This window comes from Bradyrhizobium sp. (assembly GCF_052389815.1).
Classification (GTDB): domain Bacteria; phylum Pseudomonadota; class Alphaproteobacteria; order Rhizobiales; family Xanthobacteraceae; genus Bradyrhizobium.
On the sequence record NZ_JBQTHN010000096.1, the window covers coordinates 84,470 to 104,100 of the forward strand.

A 19,631-nucleotide genomic window follows, 5' to 3' on the forward strand; every position below is an offset into this window, starting at 1 on the left:
CTCGATGGACTTCGTCCGATGAGTCACTTCATGCTGCCGGATCTGGGAGAGGGTCTTGAAGAGGCGGAGATCGTCGCCTGGTATGTCAACGAAGGCGACCACGTCGTCACCGATCAGCCGCTCGTTTCCGTCGAGACCGACAAGGCAGTCGTTGAGATACCATCGCCGTCGAGCGGACGCATTGCGCACGTGTTTGGCGCCAAGGGCGACATCGTGAAGGTCGGAACGCCGCTCGTCGAATTTGCCGAAAGCGCCGAGCAGGACACCGGCACAATTGTCGGCGAGCTCGGCAGCGCCGATCATTCGCTCGCGGCAGGCCCCTCCTCCGAGCGGCCGGCCGGACAGCAGCCTCAGGTGTTTCCGGCCGTACGCTCACTCGCACGCAAGCTCGATGTCGATCTTGAGAGCGTCGTGGCCACGGGGCCCGGCGGCACCATCACACGGGCCGATGTCGAACGGGCCGCGAAGAGCATGTCCCAAACCGGCCGCCCCGAGCCCCTGCGAGGGATGCGGCGCGCGATGGCCCAACGCATGACGGCAGCCCACGCGGAAGTTGTCCCCGCCACCGTGACCGATGAAGCCGACATCGACGATTGGCCGACGGGTGAGGACGTGACGATCCGCCTGGTGCGGGCCATCGCCGTCGCCTGCAAGGCAGAACCTGTTCTCAATGCCTGGTATAATTCCAGCACGGAAGAACGGCGCCTGATCGCGCGCATCGATTTAGGCATCGCCGTCGACACCGAGGGCGGCCTCATCGTTCCCGTGTTGCGCAATATCGCTGAGCGCAGCGTCGCGAACTTGCGGGCCGGCCTCGACCGCTTGCGGGCCGACTCAATCGCGCGCTCGATACCCCCCGAAGAGCTGCGCGGCGCAACCATTACGCTGTCGAATTTCGGGATGATTGGAGGCCGGTTTGCCAATCTGGTAATCGTACCGCCGCAGGTGGCAATTGTCGGAGCAGGGCGGATTTCGCAGCGGGCAGTCGCGTATCGGGGCCAGCCAGCGGTGAGGCGCATGCTGCCGTTGTCGCTCACCTTCGACCATCGCATCGTGACCGGCGGCGAGGCCGCTCGCTTCCTGGTCGCGCTCAAGTCGGAGCTTGAGCTTATGTCGTGAATCAGCGTTTGCGCGTGCGCGCGGGATGTGTCTTCCGGGCGGGCCGAGCAATAATGGACCGCGCCATGAAGGCGTGGAGTGACCCTGCAACCCCCGACAACCCGTTCGGCACGAGGTTGTCACCCATGTCCCAGGTACGTTCTGTTACCTATGTGTCCGGGCTGGACAAAAGTGGCCCGTGGTAGCGGGGGAGGGACTCGAACCCCCGACCCCAGGATTATGATTCCCGTGCTCTAACCAGCTGAGCTACCCCGCCACGCGCGTTCGGCGGCGGCCGAAATCGGCCGTATCTCGCGAACGCGCGGCATATAAGGAGTGGGTCGCTTGCCTGTCAAGCAAACCCGCCCTTCCGCGCAAGTATCTGCAACTCCGGCTTATTTCGGACGCACCGAGGGATCGCCGCCGGGGCTGCCGGGCGGTGGAATCACGGGCGTCTTGCCGGCGTCCGGCGTCGGCGCGCGCATTTCCGGGTCGATGCCGGCCGGCGGGCAAAGCACGCCGTCGGATCTGGCTAGCTTGTCGCTGAGCGGCTCGCGAGCCTGGCCCGTCGTCTGGCCTTCGGGCGCTACGCCGGGATGCGCGTCCTTGTCCATGGGCGCGCAGTTCGCCGGCCGATCGGGTGCGGGCGGAGCGGTCCGCTGTGCCGGCGTCGTCGGAGACGGCGGCGCCTGGGCGAGCACGGAACCGGCCGAAACCGGCACCACCATCAAGGCGAGAAGCACGTGTTTCATCCGCATGGGAACAAAACGGCCTGAGCCATTCGATGTTCCCGCCGCAAGGGATCACGATTTGCGGTAGCGGATCAGCGAGAAGTGGCCCATCGGCGGCATCGGGCGGCGCTCCGTCAGCGTTACGCCGCCGTGTTTTCTGGCCCAATTGACCATCCGCTCCCACGGGAATTCCGGGCGCCAGCCGAGCCGGCGCGCCAACGGCGCGAAGGCGAGCTCGAAGGCGCGGCGCGGGCCGCTTTCGGCGCCGATGTGATTGACCAGGATGAGCTCGCCGCCGGGCTTCAGCACGCGGATGAAGTCGTCCAGGGTCGCTTCGGGATCCGGCACCGCCGTGATGACGTATTGCGCCACCACCGCATCGAACGAAGCGTCGGCGAAGGCGAGCTGCTTGGCGTCCATCACCGCCAGCGTCTCGACATTGGTCAGGCCGAACTCGCGCACGCGCTGCTTGGCCTTGCGCAGCATGCCCTCGGAAATATCGACGCCGCAGAGCCTGGTGCTGCGCGAATAGTCCGACAGCGACAGCCCGGTGCCGACGCCGACGTCGAGCACGCGCCCGCCGATGCGGTCGGCCTCCGCGATGGTGGAGCGGCGGCCCTCGTCGAACACCTTGCCGAACACCAGATCGTAGATCGGCGCCCAGCGGTCATACGCCTTGGTCACGCCCGTGAGATTGATGTCCCCCATCCCCTGCCCTGAACTCTACTGTTGGCGCATGATCTGGTCCGAAAACCGGTACCCACTTTACGGGATCATGCGCGTTTTGATTACCCGCGCACGGCTTCGACCAGCGGCGCGGCCATTTCGCGTTCGGCGATTTTCGCCGACGCGCTTCTGATGAAGCCGCCGCCAAGCACGCGGGCCTGCCCCGAGGGCGCGTCGTAGAACACACAGGCCTGGCCGGGCGAAACGCCCTCCTCGCCCGCGACCAGCTCGACCTCGTAGCCGTCCTTGCCGGCGCGCAAGAACGCCGGCTGCGGCGGCCGCGTCGAACGCACGCGGACGAACATCTCCATGCCCTCGCCGAGCGCGGAATCGAGCGCGCCGTCGCCGATCCAGTTGACGTCGCGCAGCACGATACGATCCATGCGCAACGCCTCGCGCGGACCGACCACGACGCGGCGGCTGTCGACATCGAGCCGCACGACATAAAGCGGCGAGCCGGAAGCAATGCCGAGGCCCTTGCGCTGGCCGACGGTGAAATTCGCGATGCCGTGATGGCGGCCGAGCACGCGGCCGGAAAGGTCGACGATGTCGCCGGGCTCCATCGCGTTCGGGCGCAGCCGGCCGATGATGTCGGTGTAGCGGCCGGTCGGCACGAAGCAGATGTCCTGGCTGTCCTGCTTGTCGGCGACCTCGAGGCCAAAACGGCGCGCGAGCTCGCGCACCTCGGGCTTGCTCATGTCGCCGAGCGGGAAGCGCAGGAAATCGAGTTGTTCGCGCGTGGTGGCGAACAGGAAATAGCTCTGGTCGCGATCGCTGTCCGCGGCACAATGCAGCGCGCACGATCCGTCCGGCAGGCGGCGCGAAGCGACATAGTGGCCGGTGGCGAGCGCAGCCGCGCCGAGCTCGCGCGCGGTCTCCAGGAGGTCGCGGAACTTCACCGTGCGATTGCACTCGATGCACGGCACCGGCGTTTCGCCATGCGCATAGCTCTCGGCGAAATTGTCGATCACGGACTCGCGGAAGCGGCTCTCGTAATCCAGCACGTAATGCGGAACGCCGATGGAGGCCGCGACATTGCGGGCGTCATGGATGTCGCGCCCGGCGCAGCAGGCGCCCTTGCGATGGGTGGCCGCGCCGTGATCGTAGAGCTGCAGCGTGATGCCGACGACGTCGTAGCCCTGCGACTTGAGCAACGCAGCCGTCACCGACGAATCGACGCCGCCGGACATGGCGACCACGACACGGGTGTCTTCGGGACGGCCTTCGAGATCGAGACTGTTGCGCATGGCTCCGGTCGGTCGATGCGGTCGCGCAAAGGGCGCGCGCCCCGCGATATCGCGGCTCAAGCCCTTGAGATGAAAGGCCTTGGCCTTGGCTTCAGGGAACGTTTGCCTCGCCGGACGGTCCGGCGGACACACTCTAATATAGGCCGAGATTGCGTGAAGCAATCACGGGGGCGCAGACATTGGACAGGCTCCAAAGGCCACGGCAAATCTTGCCGCCGGGCAGAAAAGGCGGTCGCTTCCGGGCTGCGGCTCATGCGGCGTCCGCTCCATAAGTATTTGATAATGCTGTAATTTGATCCGCGGTCGCGGCTGGCCCGGTCCTTGCTGACCATAGGGACGAGTTCCTATCCGAGAGGCCGCCCGTGGTCAGCGTCACGTCCGATATCGCCGCAAGTCCGTCGTTCCAGGCCCAGCTGCGGGCAAAGGCCGACCCGTCGCCGGTCAGCGACAATTTCGCCTCGCTGGTCGACAGCAACACGACCGCCGCGGCCAATCATAATGACCGCACCCAGGATCGCGCGCAGGACCCTTCGCCTGCGCCGCAGCCGTCGGCTGCCGGCAAGCGTGCCGCCCCTGCCCGGCGGGACGACGCCGCCGCCGACAGGGCTCAATCGCGCGATGCCAACGCGGACAAGCCCGAGCGCAACGATGCCGACAAGCGCGACGTCGCTGCCGCCGATCGGGCCGGCGCCGACCCGTCAACGGACGCAGGCCAGGCCAGGCGCGCCAAGACGAAGTCGGCCGGCAAGAGCGACGAGATGAAGCAGGCCGACAAGACCGCTGCCGACGAGGCGGAAGCAACCGATCCCACGGAAACGCAGGCCGCCACCGATCAGGACGGCACCGAGGTCGCCGATGCGATCGCCACCGCGATCACCGTCGCCATTGCGGCCGACGTGCAGGCCCCCGCCGCGCCGTCAACCGCCCCTGCCACGACCGCAGGCGCCGGCGCCGGACCGCTGACGATTGCGGCCGCGGCCATCGCCGCCAGCAACGCGGTGGCCGAAGCCGCCGGCACGCCGGCGGTTGCTGCCGTCGCTACCGACGCAGCGAACAAGGCAGCGGCGACCGAGGTGAAGGCCGATGCGAAGGCAAGAGCCGGCGAAGCGATCGCCACGGCCGGGCAAGGCACGCAATCCAGCGACGCCACGACGGCACAAGCGATCGGATTGACGGTTGCGGCGACGCGGCCGGCGGCGCCGAAGATCACGGTCGGGGCCAAGGCCTCGACCCTAGCCGGCGATGCCGCAGCATCTGCGGACGCGCCCGAGGCTTCGACGATTTCGCCCGACGCAGCGAGCACCGGCACGGCCGCCGTCGCCCCCGGCACCGGGCAGCCAGCGGTGGCAAAACCGAATGTCATGACCGGCCACGCCGAGCAGGCGAAGCCGGAATCGGCCGGCATCCAGGCCGCTTCGACCACGGCGACCCACCTCAATCCGGCAAGCCTTGATGCCGCGTCCAGCCAGTCGAATGCGCAAACCGGCACGCTGCAGGCCGCGGCCTCCTTCCTGCCGCTGATCCAGGCCACGGCCGGCCCGACACAGTCTTCCTTCACCGTAACCGCGGCAACGCAATCGGCCGCCGTGCCGCTCTCGGGCCTGGCGATGGAAATTGCAGCGTCCGTGCGCAGCGGCAAGAGCCGTTTCGAGATCCGGCTCGACCCGGCCGAGCTCGGCCGCATCGATGTGCGCATCGACGTCGACCGCCATGGCCAGGTGACCTCGCATCTCACGGTCGAGAAGCCGGAGACGCTGTCGATGCTGCGCCAGGACGCACCGCAATTGCAGCGCGCGCTGAACGATGCCGGCCTTTCCACCGGCGACGGTGGCCTGCAATTCTCGCTGCGCGACCAGTCGTCCTCGGGGCAGAACGGCAACCATTCCAATCCCAACGCCCAGCGCCTGATCGTCACCGACGAGGAAACCGTGCCTGCGGCCGTCGCCGGCAGCTACGGCCGCATGCTGGGCGCGAGCGGCGGCGTGGACATCAGGGTTTAAGGAGTACGCCATGGCCATCGACGCAACCATGCCGACCACGGTGGTCTCCGCGACCTCCAGCAACACCTCGACAAATGCGGGCAATAATTCCTCGTCGAACAACACGGCGACGATCGCGAGCAATTTCCAGACCTTCCTGACGCTGCTAACCACCCAGCTGCAGCACCAGAACCCGCTCGAGCCGCTCGACACCAACCAGTTCACCGCCCAGCTCGTGCAATTCGCCGGCATCGAGCAGCAAATGAGGCAGAACGAGCAGCTCGCCTCGCTGATCGCGATCGAGAAGAGCGCGCAGTCGACCCAGGCGCTGGTCTATGTCGGCAATACCGTGGCGGTGGACGGCAGCAAGGCCAAGTTCGACGGCTCGGCGACCTGGAACCTGAATGCGCCCAAGGACACCAACGCCACCGTCACCATCACCAACTCGGCCGGCCAGTCCGTCTATTCCGGCAACTATTCCCTGCAGCAGGGCAATGCCAGCTTCGTCTGGGACGGCAAGGGCAATGACGGTACGCAATGGCCCGCGGGCACCTACACCCTCACCGCCACGGGTAAGGATTCTTCAGGCAACAGCGTGGCAATCTCGACCGAGGTTCAGGGCGTGGTTGATTCGGTCGACCTCACGGCGTCCCCGCCGCTGCTCTCGATCGGCGGCCAGACTTACACCACCGACCAGATCAAGCGCGTGGTGCGCCCAAGCTCAAGCACAAGCTGAGCTTGTTAACGTTCGGTTAGAACTTCTTAACCCAGATTAACCAGACTGGCCCGCAAGCCGTTGATCCGGCAGGCGGGTCTTTCGGTATTTCGAAGGAGATTCTCATTGAAGCCTTGGGCTTAGGCAAATTTTAAGCGGGGCGGCGTAGTTTTCTCATTGTGAGTTCAGTGGTTGAGAGTTTGTGAGTACGCCATGACAGAACCCCATCGCCCGAGGGTCAAATACGTCATCGGGCCTGACGGCAGTCCGTTGACCATCGCGGATCTTCCTGCACCCGGCACCAAGCGGTGGGTCATTCGCCGCAAGGCCGAAGTCGTCGCTGCGGTCCGCGGCGGCCTGCTTTCCCTCGAGGAAGCCTGCAGCCGCTACACGCTGACGGTCGACGAATTCCTCTCCTGGCAGTTCTCGATCGATCAGCATGGTCTGGCCGGCCTGCGCACCACCCGTATCCAGCAGTACCGCCAGTAAAGCTCTCCCATCGTGGCATTTGATGAAAACCGGCTTCGTCTTGCGAAGCCGGTTTTTCTCATTTTTTGGATTTCGTTGCTCCCCGTTAACCCCCGTTAACCAGTTGGAAACCATACCCTAGGCAATAATTGCCCACCTCGGCCGGTTCGGGCCGAATCCCTGGGGGCCTTGGTGCAAAGTCTGGTTGCTTTCCTGAGAGGACTGGGCGCGGCGCGGCTGGCGGCGATGGTCGCGGTGACCGCCGCGCTGATCGGATTCTTCGCCTTCGTCATCATGCGCGTCACGACGCCGCAGATGACCACCCTCTTTACCGACCTGTCGGTGGACGACTCCTCGGCCATCATCAAGGATCTCGAGCGCCAGGCGATTCCCTTCGAGCTGCGCAACGAGGGCGCCGTCATCATGGTCCCCAAGGACAAGGTGACGCGCCTGCGCATGAAGCTGGCCGAGAACAACCTGCCCAAGGGCGGCGGCGTCGGCTACGAGATCTTCGACAAGTCGGACGCGCTGGGCACCACCAGCTTCGTCCAGAACATCAACCACATGCGCGCGCTGGAGGGCGAGCTTGCCCGCACCATCCGCGCCATCGACCGCATCCAGGCCGCCCGCGTCCACCTCGTGCTGCCGGAGCGGCCGCTGTTCTCCCGTGAGAAGCCGGAGCCGTCGGCCTCCATCGTGGTCCGCGTCCGTGGCGCGCTGGAGCCGCAGCAGATCCGGGCCATCCGCCACGTGGTGGCGTCCGCCGTCAACGGGCTGAAGCCGCAGCGGGTCTCGATCGTCGACGAGGGCGGCCAACTGCTGGCCGACGGCGCCACGTCGGAAGCCGAAAACGCCATCGGCGACGACCGCCGCAACGCCTTCGAGAAGCGGATGCGCAAGCAGGTCGAGGACATCGTCTCCTCCGTGGTCGGCCAGGGCCGCGCCCGCGTCCAGCTCTCCGCCGATTTCGACTACAACAAGGTGACGCAGACCTCCGACAAATTCGACCCCGAGGGCCGGGTGCTGCGCTCCAGCCAGACGCGGGAGGAATCCTCCGCCACCGCCGAGAATAACGGGCAGGTCACCGTCAACAACGAGCTACCCGGCCAGCAGCGCAACGACGGCACGGCAGCCGCGCGCGAGCAGAGCAAGAAGAGCGAAGAGACCAACAACTACGAAATCTCGCGCACCACCAAGACCGAGGTGACCGAGGCCGGAAGGGTCAACCGCGTCTCGGTCGCGGTGCTGGTCGACGGCATTTATGCCAAGAACGACAAGGGCGAGATGGTCTACCAGGACCGCACCAAAGAACAGCTCGACCGCATCGCATCGCTGGTGCGCTCGGCGATCGGCTTCGACCAGAAGCGCGGCGACCAGGTGGAAGTCGTCAACCTGCGCTTTGCCGAACCGCCCAGCGTTCCTGCCGTGGTGGAGCCGGCCGGCCTGCTCGGCATGTTCCAGTTCACCAAGGACGATGTCATGTACGTCATCGAGCTCGGCGTGATGATGCTGCTCGGCCTCGTCGTGTTGTTCATGGTGATCCGTCCGCTGGTCAAACGTATCCTCGCAGCCGAAGCCATCCCGGCGCTGACCGAGGCCGGCACGATGGCACTTGCCGATGGCGCCAGGGCCGGCGAGGCCGGCGGCGCGCCGGGCCAGCCGCTGCTGCCGCCGGGCTCCACGGCAGCCTCGCTGATCGACGTTGCCCAGGTGCAGGGCCAGGTCCACGCCCAGGCCGTTCACCGCGTCGGCGAACTCGCCGAACGCAATCCCAACGAAACCGCTTCCATTGTCCGTCAATGGCTCAGCGAAGAAGCCCAGCCCGCGTGATCCGACATGGCCGTACCGCAAACCTCCAACGCCGCCGACATCACCACTGTCATCTCCTCGCTGGCGAGCCGTCAGAGCAACCGTCCCAAGGCAAAGCCCTTGAGCGGACCGAAGCGCGCCGCCATCCTGATGCTGGCGCTCGGCGAGCAATACGGCGGCAGGGTGTGGAGCCTGCTCGATGACGACGAGGTGCGCGAGCTGTCGATCCACATGTCGACGCTCGGCACCGTCGAGGCCGAGACGGTCGAGGACCTGCTCCTCGAATTCGTCTCGCGCATGTCGGCCTCCGGCGCGCTGATGGGCAATTTCGACGCCACCGAACGGCTGCTGCAGCAGTACCTGCCGAGCGAACGCGTCACCGGCATCATGGACGAAATCCGCGGCCCAGCCGGCCGCAACATGTGGGAGAAGCTCTCCAACGTGCAGGAAGAGGTGCTCGCCAACTACCTGAAGAACGAGTACCCGCAGACCATCGCCGTGGTGCTGTCGAAGCTGAAGCCGGAGCACGCGGCGCGCGTGCTCGCCATTCTCCCTGAGGACATGGCGCTCGACGTCGTCAACCGCATGCTGAAGATGGAGGCGGTGCAGAAGGAAGTGATCGAGCGCGTCGAGCAGACGCTGCGAAGCGAATTCATGTCCAACCTTTCGCAGACCCGCCGCCGCGATGCCCACGAGGTAATGGCGGAAATCTTCAACAACTTCGACCGCCAGACCGAAACCCGCTTCATCACCTCGCTGGAGGAAGACAACCGCGAGGCGGCCGAGCGCATCAAGGCGCTGATGTTCACCTTCGACGACCTGATCAAGCTGGATTCCGCCTCGGCCCAGACCCTGATGCGCAATGTCGACAAGGAAAAGCTCGCCGTCGCGCTGAAGAGCGCCAACGAGGAAGTGCGCGGCTTCTTCCTCGGCAACATGTCCTCGCGCGCCGGCAAGATGCTGCTCGACGACATGGCCGCAATGGGTCCGGTGCGGCTGCGCGACGTCGACGAGGCGCAGGCGTTGCTGGTCAACCTCGCCAAGGATCTCGCCGCCAAGGGCGAGATCACGCTCACCAAGAACCGCGCCGACGAGGAGCTGGTGTACTGATGTCGGCTCCCGCAAAATTCCTGTTCGACGTCGACTTCGGCGCTCCCGACAAGAAGGAGAAGGCCGCGACCGCTGCCGAGATCGCGGCAAAAGTCGCGGAAGCCGAGGCGCGCGCCTATCGGGCCGGCTACGACGCAGCCCAGCGCGAGGCCAAGGTGGAGAGCGATCGCCGCGTCGCGCTTGCGCTGGAAGAGATCGGCATAGCCATCAAGGGCATCGCCTCGCGCTTTGCCGGCATCGAGAGCCGGATGGAGACCGAAGCCGTCGACGTCGCGGTCGCGGTCGCCCGCAAGCTTTGCGCCGAGTTGATCGCGCGCGAGCCGCTCGGCGAGATCACCGCGCTGGTCTCCGACTGCTTTTCGCACCTGGTGTCGACGCCGCATCTGGTGGTGCGCATCAATGACAGCCTTTACGAGCCTGCGAAGACGCAGATCGAGCGGCTCGCTGCCCATGCCGGCTTCGAAGGCCGCCTGGTGATCCTGGCGGAGCCGACCATTGCCACCGGCGACTGCCGGATCGAATGGGCCGACGGCGGCGTGGTGCTGGACCGCGCCGCGATCGAAGCCAAGATAAGCGAACTTGTCGGGCGCTACATGGCGTCCCGCAACGAGGCCGAGGGGCCGTGAGGATGAGCCATGAGTGACACCGACACCAACGTCCCGCTTCCGGACCTCAACGCCGCCGACGCGCCGCCGACCGACGACATCGGTTACAACGAGGACGAGAACGCCTCGCGCATCGCCGCCGACCTCGAGGCGGTGTTCGACGTGCCGGTTCAGGTTTCGGCCGTTCTCGGCCGCTCCAAGATGGACGTCGGCGAGCTGCTCAAGCTCGGGCCCGGCACCGTGCTCGAGCTCGATCGGAGGGTCGGTGAGTCCATCGACATCTACGTCAACAACCGCCTGGTGGCTCGTGGCGAAGTCGTGCTGGTCGAGGACAAGCTCGGCGTGACCATGACGGAAATCATCAAGGCGGACCGCAGCTAGGGCGTCCCGGAGCACAACAAGCGCGCTTCATGGCGCGAAGGGAATAAGAACAGGAGACTATCATGCGGCTTCTCATCGTTGGTACACTGAAGGGCCAGCTCACCACCGCCACCAAGATCGCGATGGAAAACGGCGCCTCGGTGACCCATGCCGAAGGCAACGAGCAGGCGATGAACGTGCTGCGCGGCGGCAAGGGCGCCGACCTCCTGATGGTCGATGTCGCGCTCGACATCCGCGATCTCGTGATGCGGCTGGAAGCCGAGCACATCCACGTACCGATCGTGGCCTGCGGCATCACCAGCGACGCCCGCGCCGCGGTCGCCGCAATCCACGCCGGCGCAAAGGAATACATCCCGCTGCCGCCCGATCCCGAGCTGATCGCCGCCGTGCTCGCCGCCGTCGCCAACGACTCCCGCGACCTCGTCTGGCGCGACGAAGCGATGGGCAAGGTGATCAAGCTGGCGCAGCAGATCGCAGGCTCCGATGCCTCGGTGATGATCACCGGCGAATCCGGAACAGGCAAGGAAGTGCTGGCACGCTACGTGCACTCCCGCTCGGCGCGGGCAAAGCGGCCCTTCATCTCGATCAACTGCGCCGCGATCCCCGAGCATCTGCTGGAATCCGAGCTGTTCGGCCATGAGAAGGGCGCGTTCACGGGCGCAATCGCCCGCCGCATCGGCAAGTTCGAGGAGGCGACCGGCGGCACGCTCCTGCTCGACGAAATCTCCGAGATGGACGTGCGGCTGCAATCGAAGCTGCTGCGGGCCATCCAGGAGCGCGTGATCGACCGCGTCGGCGGCACCAAGCCGGTACCAGTCGACATCCGCATCATCGCGACCTCCAACCGCAACCTGCAGGACGCCGTGCGCGAAGGCACCTTCCGCGAGGACTTGCTGTTCCGCCTCAACGTCGTCAACCTGAAGATCCCGCCGCTGCGCGAGCGCCCCGCCGACATCCTCGAGCTGGCGCAGCACTTTGCCAAGAAGTATGCCGAGGCCAACGGCGTGCCGCTGCGTCCGCTCTCGGCGGAAGCCAAGCGCGTGCTGACCGCCAACCGCTGGCAGGGCAACGTCCGCGAGCTGGAAAACACCATCCATCGCGCGGTGCTGATGGCACAGGGCGACGAGATCGGGTCTGACGCCATCATCACGCCGGACGGCGACCGCCTCGATCTCGCGAAGACCGCGCCGGCCGTGGCCCACGCTACGCTCGCCGCCGAGCAGGTGACGCGCGCCCTCGTCGGCCGCACCGTGGCCGACGTCGAGCGCGACCTGATCCTGGAGACGCTGAAGCATTGCCTCGGCAACCGGACCCATGCCGCCAACATCCTCGGCATCTCGATCCGCACCCTGCGCAACAAGCTCAACGAATATGCCGATGGCGGCATTCCTATCACGCCGGCCGGCGCCGGCGACTATCACCGCGCGGCAGTGGCGGGGTAAGCCCCGTCATTGCAAGAAGCCCAGCACAAGGCCAGGAGGCTGTTATGCCGGGATACTGCTCACGAATAGCTCGGCGCGTCAGGCTTGCGGAAAATATGAATGGGATCGCCGGGCGTGAAATCGCGCCCGGTGAAGGCCACATAGGCATAGAGCGCGAGATAGGCGATCGCGAGCGCGCCGACGGCGTAGAAGGCCCAGGTGGCAAGACGTTTCATCGAACCTGCGAAGGGCTGGCATTGCGCGCCTGACATCGCGCTGAACGCCTTCTAGCCCCTGAGGTTCGAAATGACCAGCCCTACCGCCGGGAACGCCCGGCCGGAACGCTGACCTCAGCCAGTTTGGCGGCATCCTCGTCACGATCGATCGCGACATATTGCCCCTGCCAATAGGCCAACGCCGCGCAGCGCGGCGACAGCTGCACATCCAGGACGCGGCCGATGATGATGGCGTGGGAATGGCGCTCGACCACTTCCTCTACCTCGCAATCGATCGCGGCGAGCGCGCCCGACAGCAGCGGCACTCCGGAGGCCCGGGTGAACCAGTTGGCCCCGGCAAAGCGCGCGGCGCCTTTCAGCCCGCCCTTGCCAGTGAAGCGCTCGGCGATGTCGAGCTGGTCGGCGTTGAGAAGGTTGACGCCGAAGAAGCCGTAACGGCGGATCAACGGCCACGACGAAGCGGCTCGGTTGACGCTGACGATCAGCGCCGGCGGCTCGACGGAGAGCGACAATACCGACGTCACCGTCATGCCGCTGATGTCCTTGCCCCGCCCGGCCGTGATCACGCTGATACCGCCGGTGAGCCGCCGCATAGCGTTGCGGAAATCATCGGCGGAAACCTCGCTGATGATGCTGATGTCGCGGACGGTGGAGTTCATGCCGCCTCCTATGCTGCGTCGTCGGTTGACTTGAGCAATTGCCGCAGGATCGAGCCTTCCAGCGCCGCAAGATCGGCCGAGCCGCGTCGGCGCGGCCGCGGAATGTCGACGGCGACATCATGGGCAATCTCGCCATCCTCGATGACGAGTACACGGTCGGCCAGCGCCACGGCTTCGGCGACGTCGTGGGTGACGAGGATCGCAGTGAAGCCCTGATCGCGCCAGACCCGCTCAAGCAGCTGCTGCATCGAAATGCGGGTCAGCGCATCGAGCGCGCCGAGCGGCTCGTCGAACGCCAGCACCCGCGGCTGGCTGACCAGCGCACGCGCCAGCGCCACGCGCTGCTTCTGGCCGCCGGAGAGCGTTGCCGGCCACTGGCCGCGCTTGTCGCTGAGACCGACTTCGTCGAGCGCATGCACGGCGCGCGCCTGCGCGTCGGGGGAATGGCGCTCGCGCCCGAGACCGACCTCGACATTGCCGAGCACCCGTGCCCAGGGCAGTAGCCGCGGCTCCTGGAACATCACCCTGATATCGGCGGCGCGCGCTTCCTCGCCGAAGCTGATGGTGCCGCCGGTGGTGGTCTCCAGCCCCGCGATCAGCCGCAGCAACGTGCTCTTGCCGCAGCCGCTCTGGCCGACGATGGCCACAAACTGCCCCCCCGAGATGTGCAGATCGACACTTCGCAGCACTTCATTGTCGCCGAAGGATTTGCGCAAGGAGCGGATGGTCAGCGGCAGCCCGCGGGAGTGGCTTTCCGGACCGCGCTTGGCCTGCCGGGCCTGCTCGATGAAGTCGGGCTGCATCACCAGTTCGGCCTCGGCGGGAAGAATACGAAGGGCCTCTTGCATCTGTTCCTCAATGTTTCTGGAAGGCGGGGTGCCAGGACAGCGTCAGCCGTTCCAGCGCACGCGAGGCGCTGTCAGCGAGTTTCCCCAGCAGCGCGTAGATCAGGATGGAAAGCACGACGACGTCGATAAGCATGAATTCGCGCGCCTGCATCGCCATGTAGCCGAGCCCGGACGATGCCGCGATGGTCTCTGCCACGATCAGGGTCAGCCACATGATGCCGAGTGCAAAGCGCAGGCCGACGAAGATCGAGGGCAGCGCGCCCGGGAAAATCACCCTGCGGAACAGATCGCCATCGGTCATGCCGTAGATGCGCCCCATCTCGATCAACTGCGGGTCGACGGTGCGGATGCCATGAAGTGTGTTGAGGTAGATCGGGAAGAACACGCCGAGCGCCACCAGGAACAGCTTTGCCGACTCGTCGATGCCGAACCAAAGGATGACCAGCGGAATTAGCGCCAGGTGCGGGATGTTGCGCACCATCTGCAGTGTGGTGTCGGTCAGTCTTGCAGACAATTGAGACAAGCCGTTCGCCAGCCCGAAACTGAATCCGATGCTGCCGCCGATCAGGAAGCCGACGCTGGCCCGCCAGAAGCTGACCCAGATGTTGCGGACGAGTTCGCCCGACAGCAGCAGTTTCCACCCCGCAAGCGCTACGTCAGTCGGTGCCGGCAGCACGCGCGTCGGCACGAAGCCGGTGACGCTCGCCACTTGCCAGATCAGGATGATCGCGAGCGGCACAATCCACGGGATGAGCCCATCGGCACGCGGCAGACGCAGCCGTCGGACGCGGGGGAGACTTTCAACAAGGCTCATGATTGCGACGCCTTCACCAGAGGACGGCGCTCGTTGGCGATGGTTTCGCCGAACGGGCCGGTATTGACGCGGATCGGCGTGACATTGCCGGGCTGCGACAGCGACAGCCGCGGGAACACCAGTTCGGCGAAGCGATAGGCTTCCTCCAGGTGCGGATAGCCGGACAGGACGAAGGTATCGATGCCGATGTCCTGATATTCCCTGATGCGCGCCGCGACGGTTGGGGGATCGCCAACGAGTGCCGTGCCGGCGCCGCCACGCACGAGGCCGACGCCGGCCCAGAGGTTCGGACTGATCTCGAGCTTGTCGCGTCGCCCGCCATGCAACTGCGACATGCGCTGCTGGCCGACCGAGTCCATGCGCGAAAAGACGTTCTGCGCAGCCGCGATAGTGTCGTCGGTGACGTATTTGATCAGATCGCCCGCAGCCTTCCAGGCTTCCTCATTGGTCTCCCTGACGATTACATGGAGCCGGATGCCGAAGGAGAGACTCCGACCGCGGCTCGCGGCAACTTCCCTCACCCGGCTGATCTTCTCTGCGACCTGCGCCGGAGGTTCGCCCCAGGTCAGGTATTTCTCGACTGTATCGACCGCGACGTCTATCCCTGCATCCGACGATCCGCCAAAGAACAGGGGTGGTCTCGGCGACTGCGCCGGCCGAAACAGCAAGCTGCCGCCTTCGACGCGGATGTGCCTGCCTTCGAAGTTGACGGTGTTTCCTTCCAGGAGTGCGTTGTAGACAGTCAGGAATTCACGCGTCACCTGATAGCGCGCGGCATGCTCCAGGAAGATGCCATCGCCCTTGTTCTCGACGGGATCACCGCCAGTCACGACGTTGACCAGCAGCCGGCCATTTGTCAGCCGGTCGAGCGTCGCAGTCATCCGCGCGGCAACGCTCGGCGATTGCAGGCCCGGTCGCACCGCGACGAGATAGCGGAGTCGCTCGGTGTACGACGCGACCGCGGAAGCAACGATCCAGGAATCCTCGCAGCTACGCCCCGTCGGGATCAACACGCCATAGTAACCAAGCCGATCGGCGGCCTGTGCAACTTGCCGCAGGTAATTGAAGTCAACCTCCCGTCCGCCCACCGTGGTGCCGAGATAGTGCCCGTCACCATGGGTCGGAAGGAACCAGAGGACTTTCGTGGAAGTGTGTACGTCGACGCTCATTGATACAGATCCCCGTCGTTCGAGACTTTCAGAAGTGCAAGTGATCCGTCAGGTGCCCGGGCTCCACTTCCACACGATGTCGGCGACGTTGATCTGCCTGGGAATCAAGTTGAGGCGAGCGAAACGATCGGCGATCGCCTGCTGGCTCCTGATCACGTCGGCGTCGATCGGAACGACCCGGTAGTTGGAACGGTTGACAAAGCGCCTGACGGCCTGGATGTCGACGCCCGTCGCTTCGGCCTGCGCTTTCGCAACCGCCTCGTGGTGGGACTCGGCCCAGGCTCCTTCCGAGGCGAACACCGAGTTGAGCCGGGCCACAACGGACGGATACTTTTCGACGAACTCGGTGCCAGCGATGTAGAATGCGTTCGGCTTGTGGATGTCCTTGTCGAACGCTATCACTCGGGCGCCCTCCTTCAGTTCGGCGAGCGAAAGATAGGGATCCCATATCGACCAGGCGTCGATAGAGCCCTTGACGAAGGCTGCAGTCGCATCCGCAGGCGCCAACGGCGTGGGCGTGATGTCAGTCCAGGGGACGCCGGCCTTCTCCAGTGCTGCGACCAGCAAATTGTGCGCACTAGATCCCTTGCCGAAGGCGATCCGCTTGCCCTTGAGGTCGGCAAGCGTCTTGATCGCCGACTCCTTCGGTACGATGATCGCCTGCGTGTTGCCCTCCGACTTTACGGCGGCCACATACCGAATCCGCGCGTTCGCAGCCTGGGCAAAGATCGGCGGAGAATCGCCGACAAAGCCGAAGTCGACGCTCCCGACATTGATGGCCTCGAGCAGCGGCGGACCGAACTGGAAGTCGACCCACTTCACTTCGATGCCGAGCGGCCCGAATACGCTCTCGACGGTGCGGCGCTGCCGCACTGCAGGAAAGAAGCCGCCCTTTTGTGTTCCGATGCGGACCTCCTTCGGTTTGTCCTCGGCGCGCGCAAGCGACGGCAGCGTGATAGCGACCCCTGAAACGAGGGCCAGCTGAATGAATTGACGACGATACATCATGATCTCCGTTCGTGTTTCTAACCAAAGGAAGCGCCAACGGTCGAGGCGACCGTGACCGCAGACAGGATGGCAGCCGCCATCACTCGTTGAAGACAACGCATGCAGTTCTCCTGAGATACCTGGGTGAGTGACGAGACGGTCAGGTCAGGTTTGCACCGGCCTCCAGACCGCATCCCGCACGACAACGGGTTTCGGGATCAGCCCGAGCTTGTGGAAGCGGTCTGCGACCGCCTGCTGCGTCGTGACGATCTCGTCGGTAATCGGTCCGATCAGGAATGAGGCGCGGTTGGCCGCGACAGTCTGCACTTCGAGCGGCACGCCGGTAACGGCTGCGAGCGCGGTTGCGACTTTGGCCCGATTGGTCTCGGCCCAGCGCGCGGCCTCCGCGAGTCCGTCGATGACTTCGCGGGTTTCCCGCACATGGGTGATCGCAAAGTCGCGGTTGGCGAGATAGAACGAATTGGTCTTGGCGACTTCGTGGGCGTTGACCAGAATGCGGCCGTTCTGGCGTTTTTCCCCGATCGCGAAATAGGGGTCCCAGACCGCCCATGCATCGATGCTGCCGTTGGCAAATGCCGGCACCGCATCGGGCGGCGTCAGATGGACGGGCGTGATGTCGCCCAAGGTCAGCCCGGCCTTTTCCAGCGTCGCGATCACCACGTTGTGTGCGCTGCTGCCTTTGGTGAAGCCGACGCGCTTGCCCTTCAGATCGGCAATGGTCCGAATGCCGGAATTTTCAGGGACCAGAATGCCCTGCCCGTTGGTGATCCGCGATCCCGCGACATAGACGATATTGGCATTGGCGGCCTGCGCGAAGATCGGTGGCGTATCGCCGACCGCGCCCAGGTCGACGCTGCCCACGCTCATGGCCTCCAGCAACGGCGGCCCTGACGTAAACTCGATCCATTTGATGCCGACCTGCCTGGCGGCGAACTTTTTTTCCAGGATCGCCTGCTGGCGCGCGATGACCAGTACGCCGGTCTTCTGGTAGCCGACACGAATTTCCTTCACGGGTGCGTTGGCGCGCGCCTGCGGCAAAAGAGCGCCCGCAGTTGCGGCGCCCACAGACAGTTTGAGGAAGTCCCGACGCTTCATTGCTTTCTCCTGACGATCGCGACGTTGCGCGATCAAGCGATGTCAGGATGATGGTGCGACGCGACGAAGCTGTCGAGCGCTTGCGAAAAATAACAATGCGCGCACTGCCGTTGCAGCGCGCGGCGCAGGGTTTGTTTCCGTGAGTGGATCGCGCGCAGCGAAATTCTTTTCAGCACGCGGCCGTGAGGTTCCGCCCGCCCGAAAAACGGTCAGCCCGCCGCCACTTTCGCCGGCGCCACGTTGACCGCGAGCTTGCCGTAGCGGTCCTTGAAGGCCTCGGTATCGATTTCCTCGAGCTGGATCGAGCCGTCGAGCACGCCCTTCTTCCAGGCCGCGTGCTCGGGATCGTGCCGGAATTCCGGCATCACCACCATCGCGAACAGTTCCAGCGACTCGCAGATATGCTCGTGGCTGTTCCTGCCGGCCTGGTTGAGCAGGATCACCTGGTCGATATGCGAGGTGCGGAAGCGCCGCAGCTTCTTAACGATCGTTTCCGGCGAACCGATCAGGCCGCCGCGCAGCGCCGCCTCCTGAGCCTCCGGGTTTTCGCGCTTCCACTTGTTGTACTCGCCCCACATGTTGACGGTGCCGGGCGCCGGACGCTGGCGGTTCTGCGACTGGCCGTAATAGCGCAGCGCGAACTGGAAGAAGGTGGCGCCGTCGGCGCGCCGCCGCGCCTCCTCGTCCGTCTCCGCGCACATGAAGAACGACACCAGCGCCATGTTCGGATTGATCTCGTAGTCGGCGAGCTTCTTCAGCCGCTTGGTGATCGCGTTGTAATAGGCGTGCACCCAGGCATGCGCGGCATCCGCGCTGACGAACTGGAAGCCGAGCGCGCCAAAGCCGTTCTCGCCCGCGCGCTCGATGGTCGGCAGCTGCGAGCAGGCCATCCATAGCGGCGGGTGCGGCTTCTGCACCGGTTTCGGCACGACATTGCGCAAGGGGATGTCGAAGTGCTTGCCGTGATGCTCGGTGCCGACCTTGGTGAACATCGGGAAGATCGCTGAGACAGCCTCCTCGAACACCTCGCGCTTGGTCTCCATGTCGCGCCCGAACGGCGTCAGCTCGGTGATGGACGCGCTCTCGCCCATGCCGAACTCGCAGCGGCCGCTGGAGAGGAGATCCAGCACCGCGACGCGCTCGGCGACGCGCGCCGGATGGTTGGTGGTGAGCTGGAAGATGCCGTGGCCGAGCCTGATCTGCTTCGTGCGCTGGCTCGCGGCAGCCAGGAAGGATTCCGGCGCCGGCGAATGCGAATATTCCTCGAGGAAGTGATGCTCGACCACCCAGGCGTAGTCGTATCCCAAAAGGTCCGCGGTCTCGAGCTGCGTCAGGGCATTCTGGTACAGCCTGAGCTCATCGCCGTCCTGCCATGGCCTCGGCAGCTGCAGCTCGTAGAAAATGCCGAACTTCATGACGTTTCTCTCCCGCGACGAGCCTGTTGTTGTTGACAACAGTCTAATCCCGGAGCGGATCGAGTCCAGCCTCCAGAAATTTCGCCACACGAAAGAA

The 19,631-nt window shown here is 65.2% G+C and carries 20 protein-coding genes and 1 tRNA gene; 9 read left to right on the forward strand and 12 right to left on the reverse strand.

Features of this window, described 5'->3' with window-relative positions:
* The first annotated feature begins 18 nt into the window (after nt 1-18).
* The gene (locus tag ACT4OC_RS16860; RefSeq protein ID WP_444840147.1) at nt 19-1,119 is read left to right on the forward strand and encodes a dihydrolipoamide acetyltransferase family protein; all 1,101 of its coding nucleotides are present in this window, start codon (nt 19-21) and stop codon (nt 1,117-1,119) included.
* 179 nt (nt 1,120-1,298) lie between these two features.
* Here the strand turns inward: ACT4OC_RS16860 and ACT4OC_RS16865 are convergent.
* The 4 genes from ACT4OC_RS16865 to mnmA form a co-directional block, all read right to left on the reverse strand.
* Nucleotides 1,299-1,375 (reverse strand) — tRNA-Met (locus ACT4OC_RS16865).
* Nucleotides 1,376-1,493: 118 nt separating this feature from the next.
* On the reverse strand, nt 1,494-1,850 hold the full coding sequence (locus ACT4OC_RS16870; protein ID WP_444840201.1) for a hypothetical protein: 357 nt from the start codon (nt 1,848-1,850) through the stop codon (nt 1,494-1,496).
* 51 nt (nt 1,851-1,901) lie between these two features.
* Nucleotides 1,902-2,537: a class I SAM-dependent methyltransferase gene (locus tag ACT4OC_RS16875; RefSeq protein WP_444840148.1), complete on the reverse strand. Its 636-nt coding sequence runs from the start codon at nt 2,535-2,537 to the stop codon at nt 1,902-1,904.
* 80 nt (nt 2,538-2,617) lie between these two features.
* Nucleotides 2,618-3,802, reverse strand: coding sequence for a tRNA 2-thiouridine(34) synthase MnmA (gene mnmA, locus ACT4OC_RS16880; RefSeq protein WP_444840149.1), 1,185 nt, complete (start codon nt 3,800-3,802; stop codon nt 2,618-2,620).
* A 362-nt stretch (nt 3,803-4,164) separates the two neighbouring features.
* Between mnmA and ACT4OC_RS16885 the strand changes: the two genes are divergently transcribed.
* The 8 genes from ACT4OC_RS16885 (at nt 4,165) to flbD (ending at nt 12,311) form a co-directional block, all read left to right on the forward strand.
* Complete coding sequence (locus ACT4OC_RS16885; RefSeq protein WP_444840150.1) at nt 4,165-5,802, forward strand: flagellar hook-length control protein FliK; 1,638 nt, start codon at nt 4,165-4,167, stop codon at nt 5,800-5,802.
* Between the two features lie 10 nt (nt 5,803-5,812).
* A complete protein-coding gene (locus tag ACT4OC_RS16890) occupies nt 5,813-6,517 on the forward strand; it encodes a flagellar hook assembly protein FlgD (RefSeq protein ID WP_444840151.1) in 705 nt (234 codons plus the stop codon).
* A 192-nt stretch (nt 6,518-6,709) separates the two neighbouring features.
* Nucleotides 6,710-6,985, forward strand: coding sequence for a CtrA inhibitor SciP (gene sciP / locus ACT4OC_RS16895; protein ID WP_002714638.1), 276 nt, complete (start codon nt 6,710-6,712; stop codon nt 6,983-6,985).
* Nucleotides 6,986-7,156: 171 nt separating this feature from the next.
* Complete coding sequence (gene fliF / locus ACT4OC_RS16900) at nt 7,157-8,794, forward strand: flagellar basal-body MS-ring/collar protein FliF (RefSeq protein ID WP_444840152.1); 1,638 nt, start codon at nt 7,157-7,159, stop codon at nt 8,792-8,794.
* A gap of 6 nt (nt 8,795-8,800) precedes the next feature.
* On the forward strand, nt 8,801-9,883 hold the full coding sequence (fliG, locus tag ACT4OC_RS16905) for a flagellar motor switch protein FliG (RefSeq protein ID WP_444840153.1): 1,083 nt from the start codon (nt 8,801-8,803) through the stop codon (nt 9,881-9,883).
* Nucleotides 9,883-10,509 carry a FliH/SctL family protein gene (locus ACT4OC_RS16910; RefSeq protein ID WP_444840154.1) on the forward strand — a complete coding sequence of 209 codons (627 nt, stop codon included), beginning with the start codon at nt 9,883-9,885 and terminating at the stop codon, nt 10,507-10,509. The genes fliG and ACT4OC_RS16910 overlap by 1 nt, the downstream gene beginning before the upstream one ends.
* A gap of 9 nt (nt 10,510-10,518) precedes the next feature.
* Nucleotides 10,519-10,869, forward strand: a complete 351-nt coding sequence (gene fliN, locus ACT4OC_RS16915; RefSeq protein WP_444840155.1) for a flagellar motor switch protein FliN — start codon at nt 10,519-10,521, stop codon at nt 10,867-10,869.
* A gap of 62 nt (nt 10,870-10,931) precedes the next feature.
* Entirely contained in the window at nt 10,932-12,311 is a 1,380-nt protein-coding gene (flbD, locus tag ACT4OC_RS16920; RefSeq protein WP_444840156.1) for a sigma-54-dependent transcriptional regulator FlbD, read from the forward strand.
* Between the two features lie 59 nt (nt 12,312-12,370).
* Here the strand turns inward: flbD and ACT4OC_RS16925 are convergent, their stop codons facing one another.
* The 8 genes from ACT4OC_RS16925 to ACT4OC_RS16960 form a co-directional block, all read right to left on the reverse strand.
* The gene (locus tag ACT4OC_RS16925; RefSeq protein WP_444840157.1) at nt 12,371-12,526 is read right to left on the reverse strand and encodes a hypothetical protein; all 156 of its coding nucleotides are present in this window, start codon (nt 12,524-12,526) and stop codon (nt 12,371-12,373) included.
* Between the two features lie 80 nt (nt 12,527-12,606).
* Nucleotides 12,607-13,185 (reverse strand): flavin reductase family protein, encoded by a 579-nt coding sequence (locus tag ACT4OC_RS16930; RefSeq protein WP_444840158.1) that lies wholly within the window; start codon nt 13,183-13,185, stop codon nt 12,607-12,609.
* Nucleotides 13,186-13,193: 8 nt separating this feature from the next.
* Nucleotides 13,194-14,033, reverse strand: coding sequence for an ATP-binding cassette domain-containing protein (locus ACT4OC_RS16935; protein WP_444840159.1), 840 nt, complete (start codon nt 14,031-14,033; stop codon nt 13,194-13,196).
* Between the two features lie 7 nt (nt 14,034-14,040).
* Nucleotides 14,041-14,847 carry an aliphatic sulfonate ABC transporter permease SsuC gene (ssuC, locus tag ACT4OC_RS16940; RefSeq protein ID WP_444840160.1) on the reverse strand — a complete coding sequence of 269 codons (807 nt, stop codon included), beginning with the start codon at nt 14,845-14,847 and terminating at the stop codon, nt 14,041-14,043.
* Nucleotides 14,844-16,016 carry an FMNH2-dependent alkanesulfonate monooxygenase gene (gene ssuD / locus ACT4OC_RS16945; protein ID WP_444840161.1) on the reverse strand — a complete coding sequence of 391 codons (1,173 nt, stop codon included), beginning with the start codon at nt 16,014-16,016 and terminating at the stop codon, nt 14,844-14,846. Before ssuD ends, ssuC begins: the two co-directional genes overlap by 4 nt.
* 48 nt (nt 16,017-16,064) lie before the next feature.
* On the reverse strand, nt 16,065-17,021 hold the full coding sequence (locus ACT4OC_RS16950; protein WP_444840162.1) for an aliphatic sulfonate ABC transporter substrate-binding protein: 957 nt from the start codon (nt 17,019-17,021) through the stop codon (nt 16,065-16,067).
* Between the two features lie 147 nt (nt 17,022-17,168).
* A complete protein-coding gene (locus tag ACT4OC_RS16955; protein WP_444840163.1) occupies nt 17,169-18,119 on the reverse strand; it encodes a sulfonate ABC transporter substrate-binding protein in 951 nt (316 codons plus the stop codon).
* A 209-nt stretch (nt 18,120-18,328) separates the two neighbouring features.
* Entirely contained in the window at nt 18,329-19,534 is a 1,206-nt protein-coding gene (locus ACT4OC_RS16960) for an LLM class flavin-dependent oxidoreductase (RefSeq protein WP_444840164.1), read from the reverse strand.
* Nucleotides 19,535-19,631 lie beyond the last annotated feature (97 nt).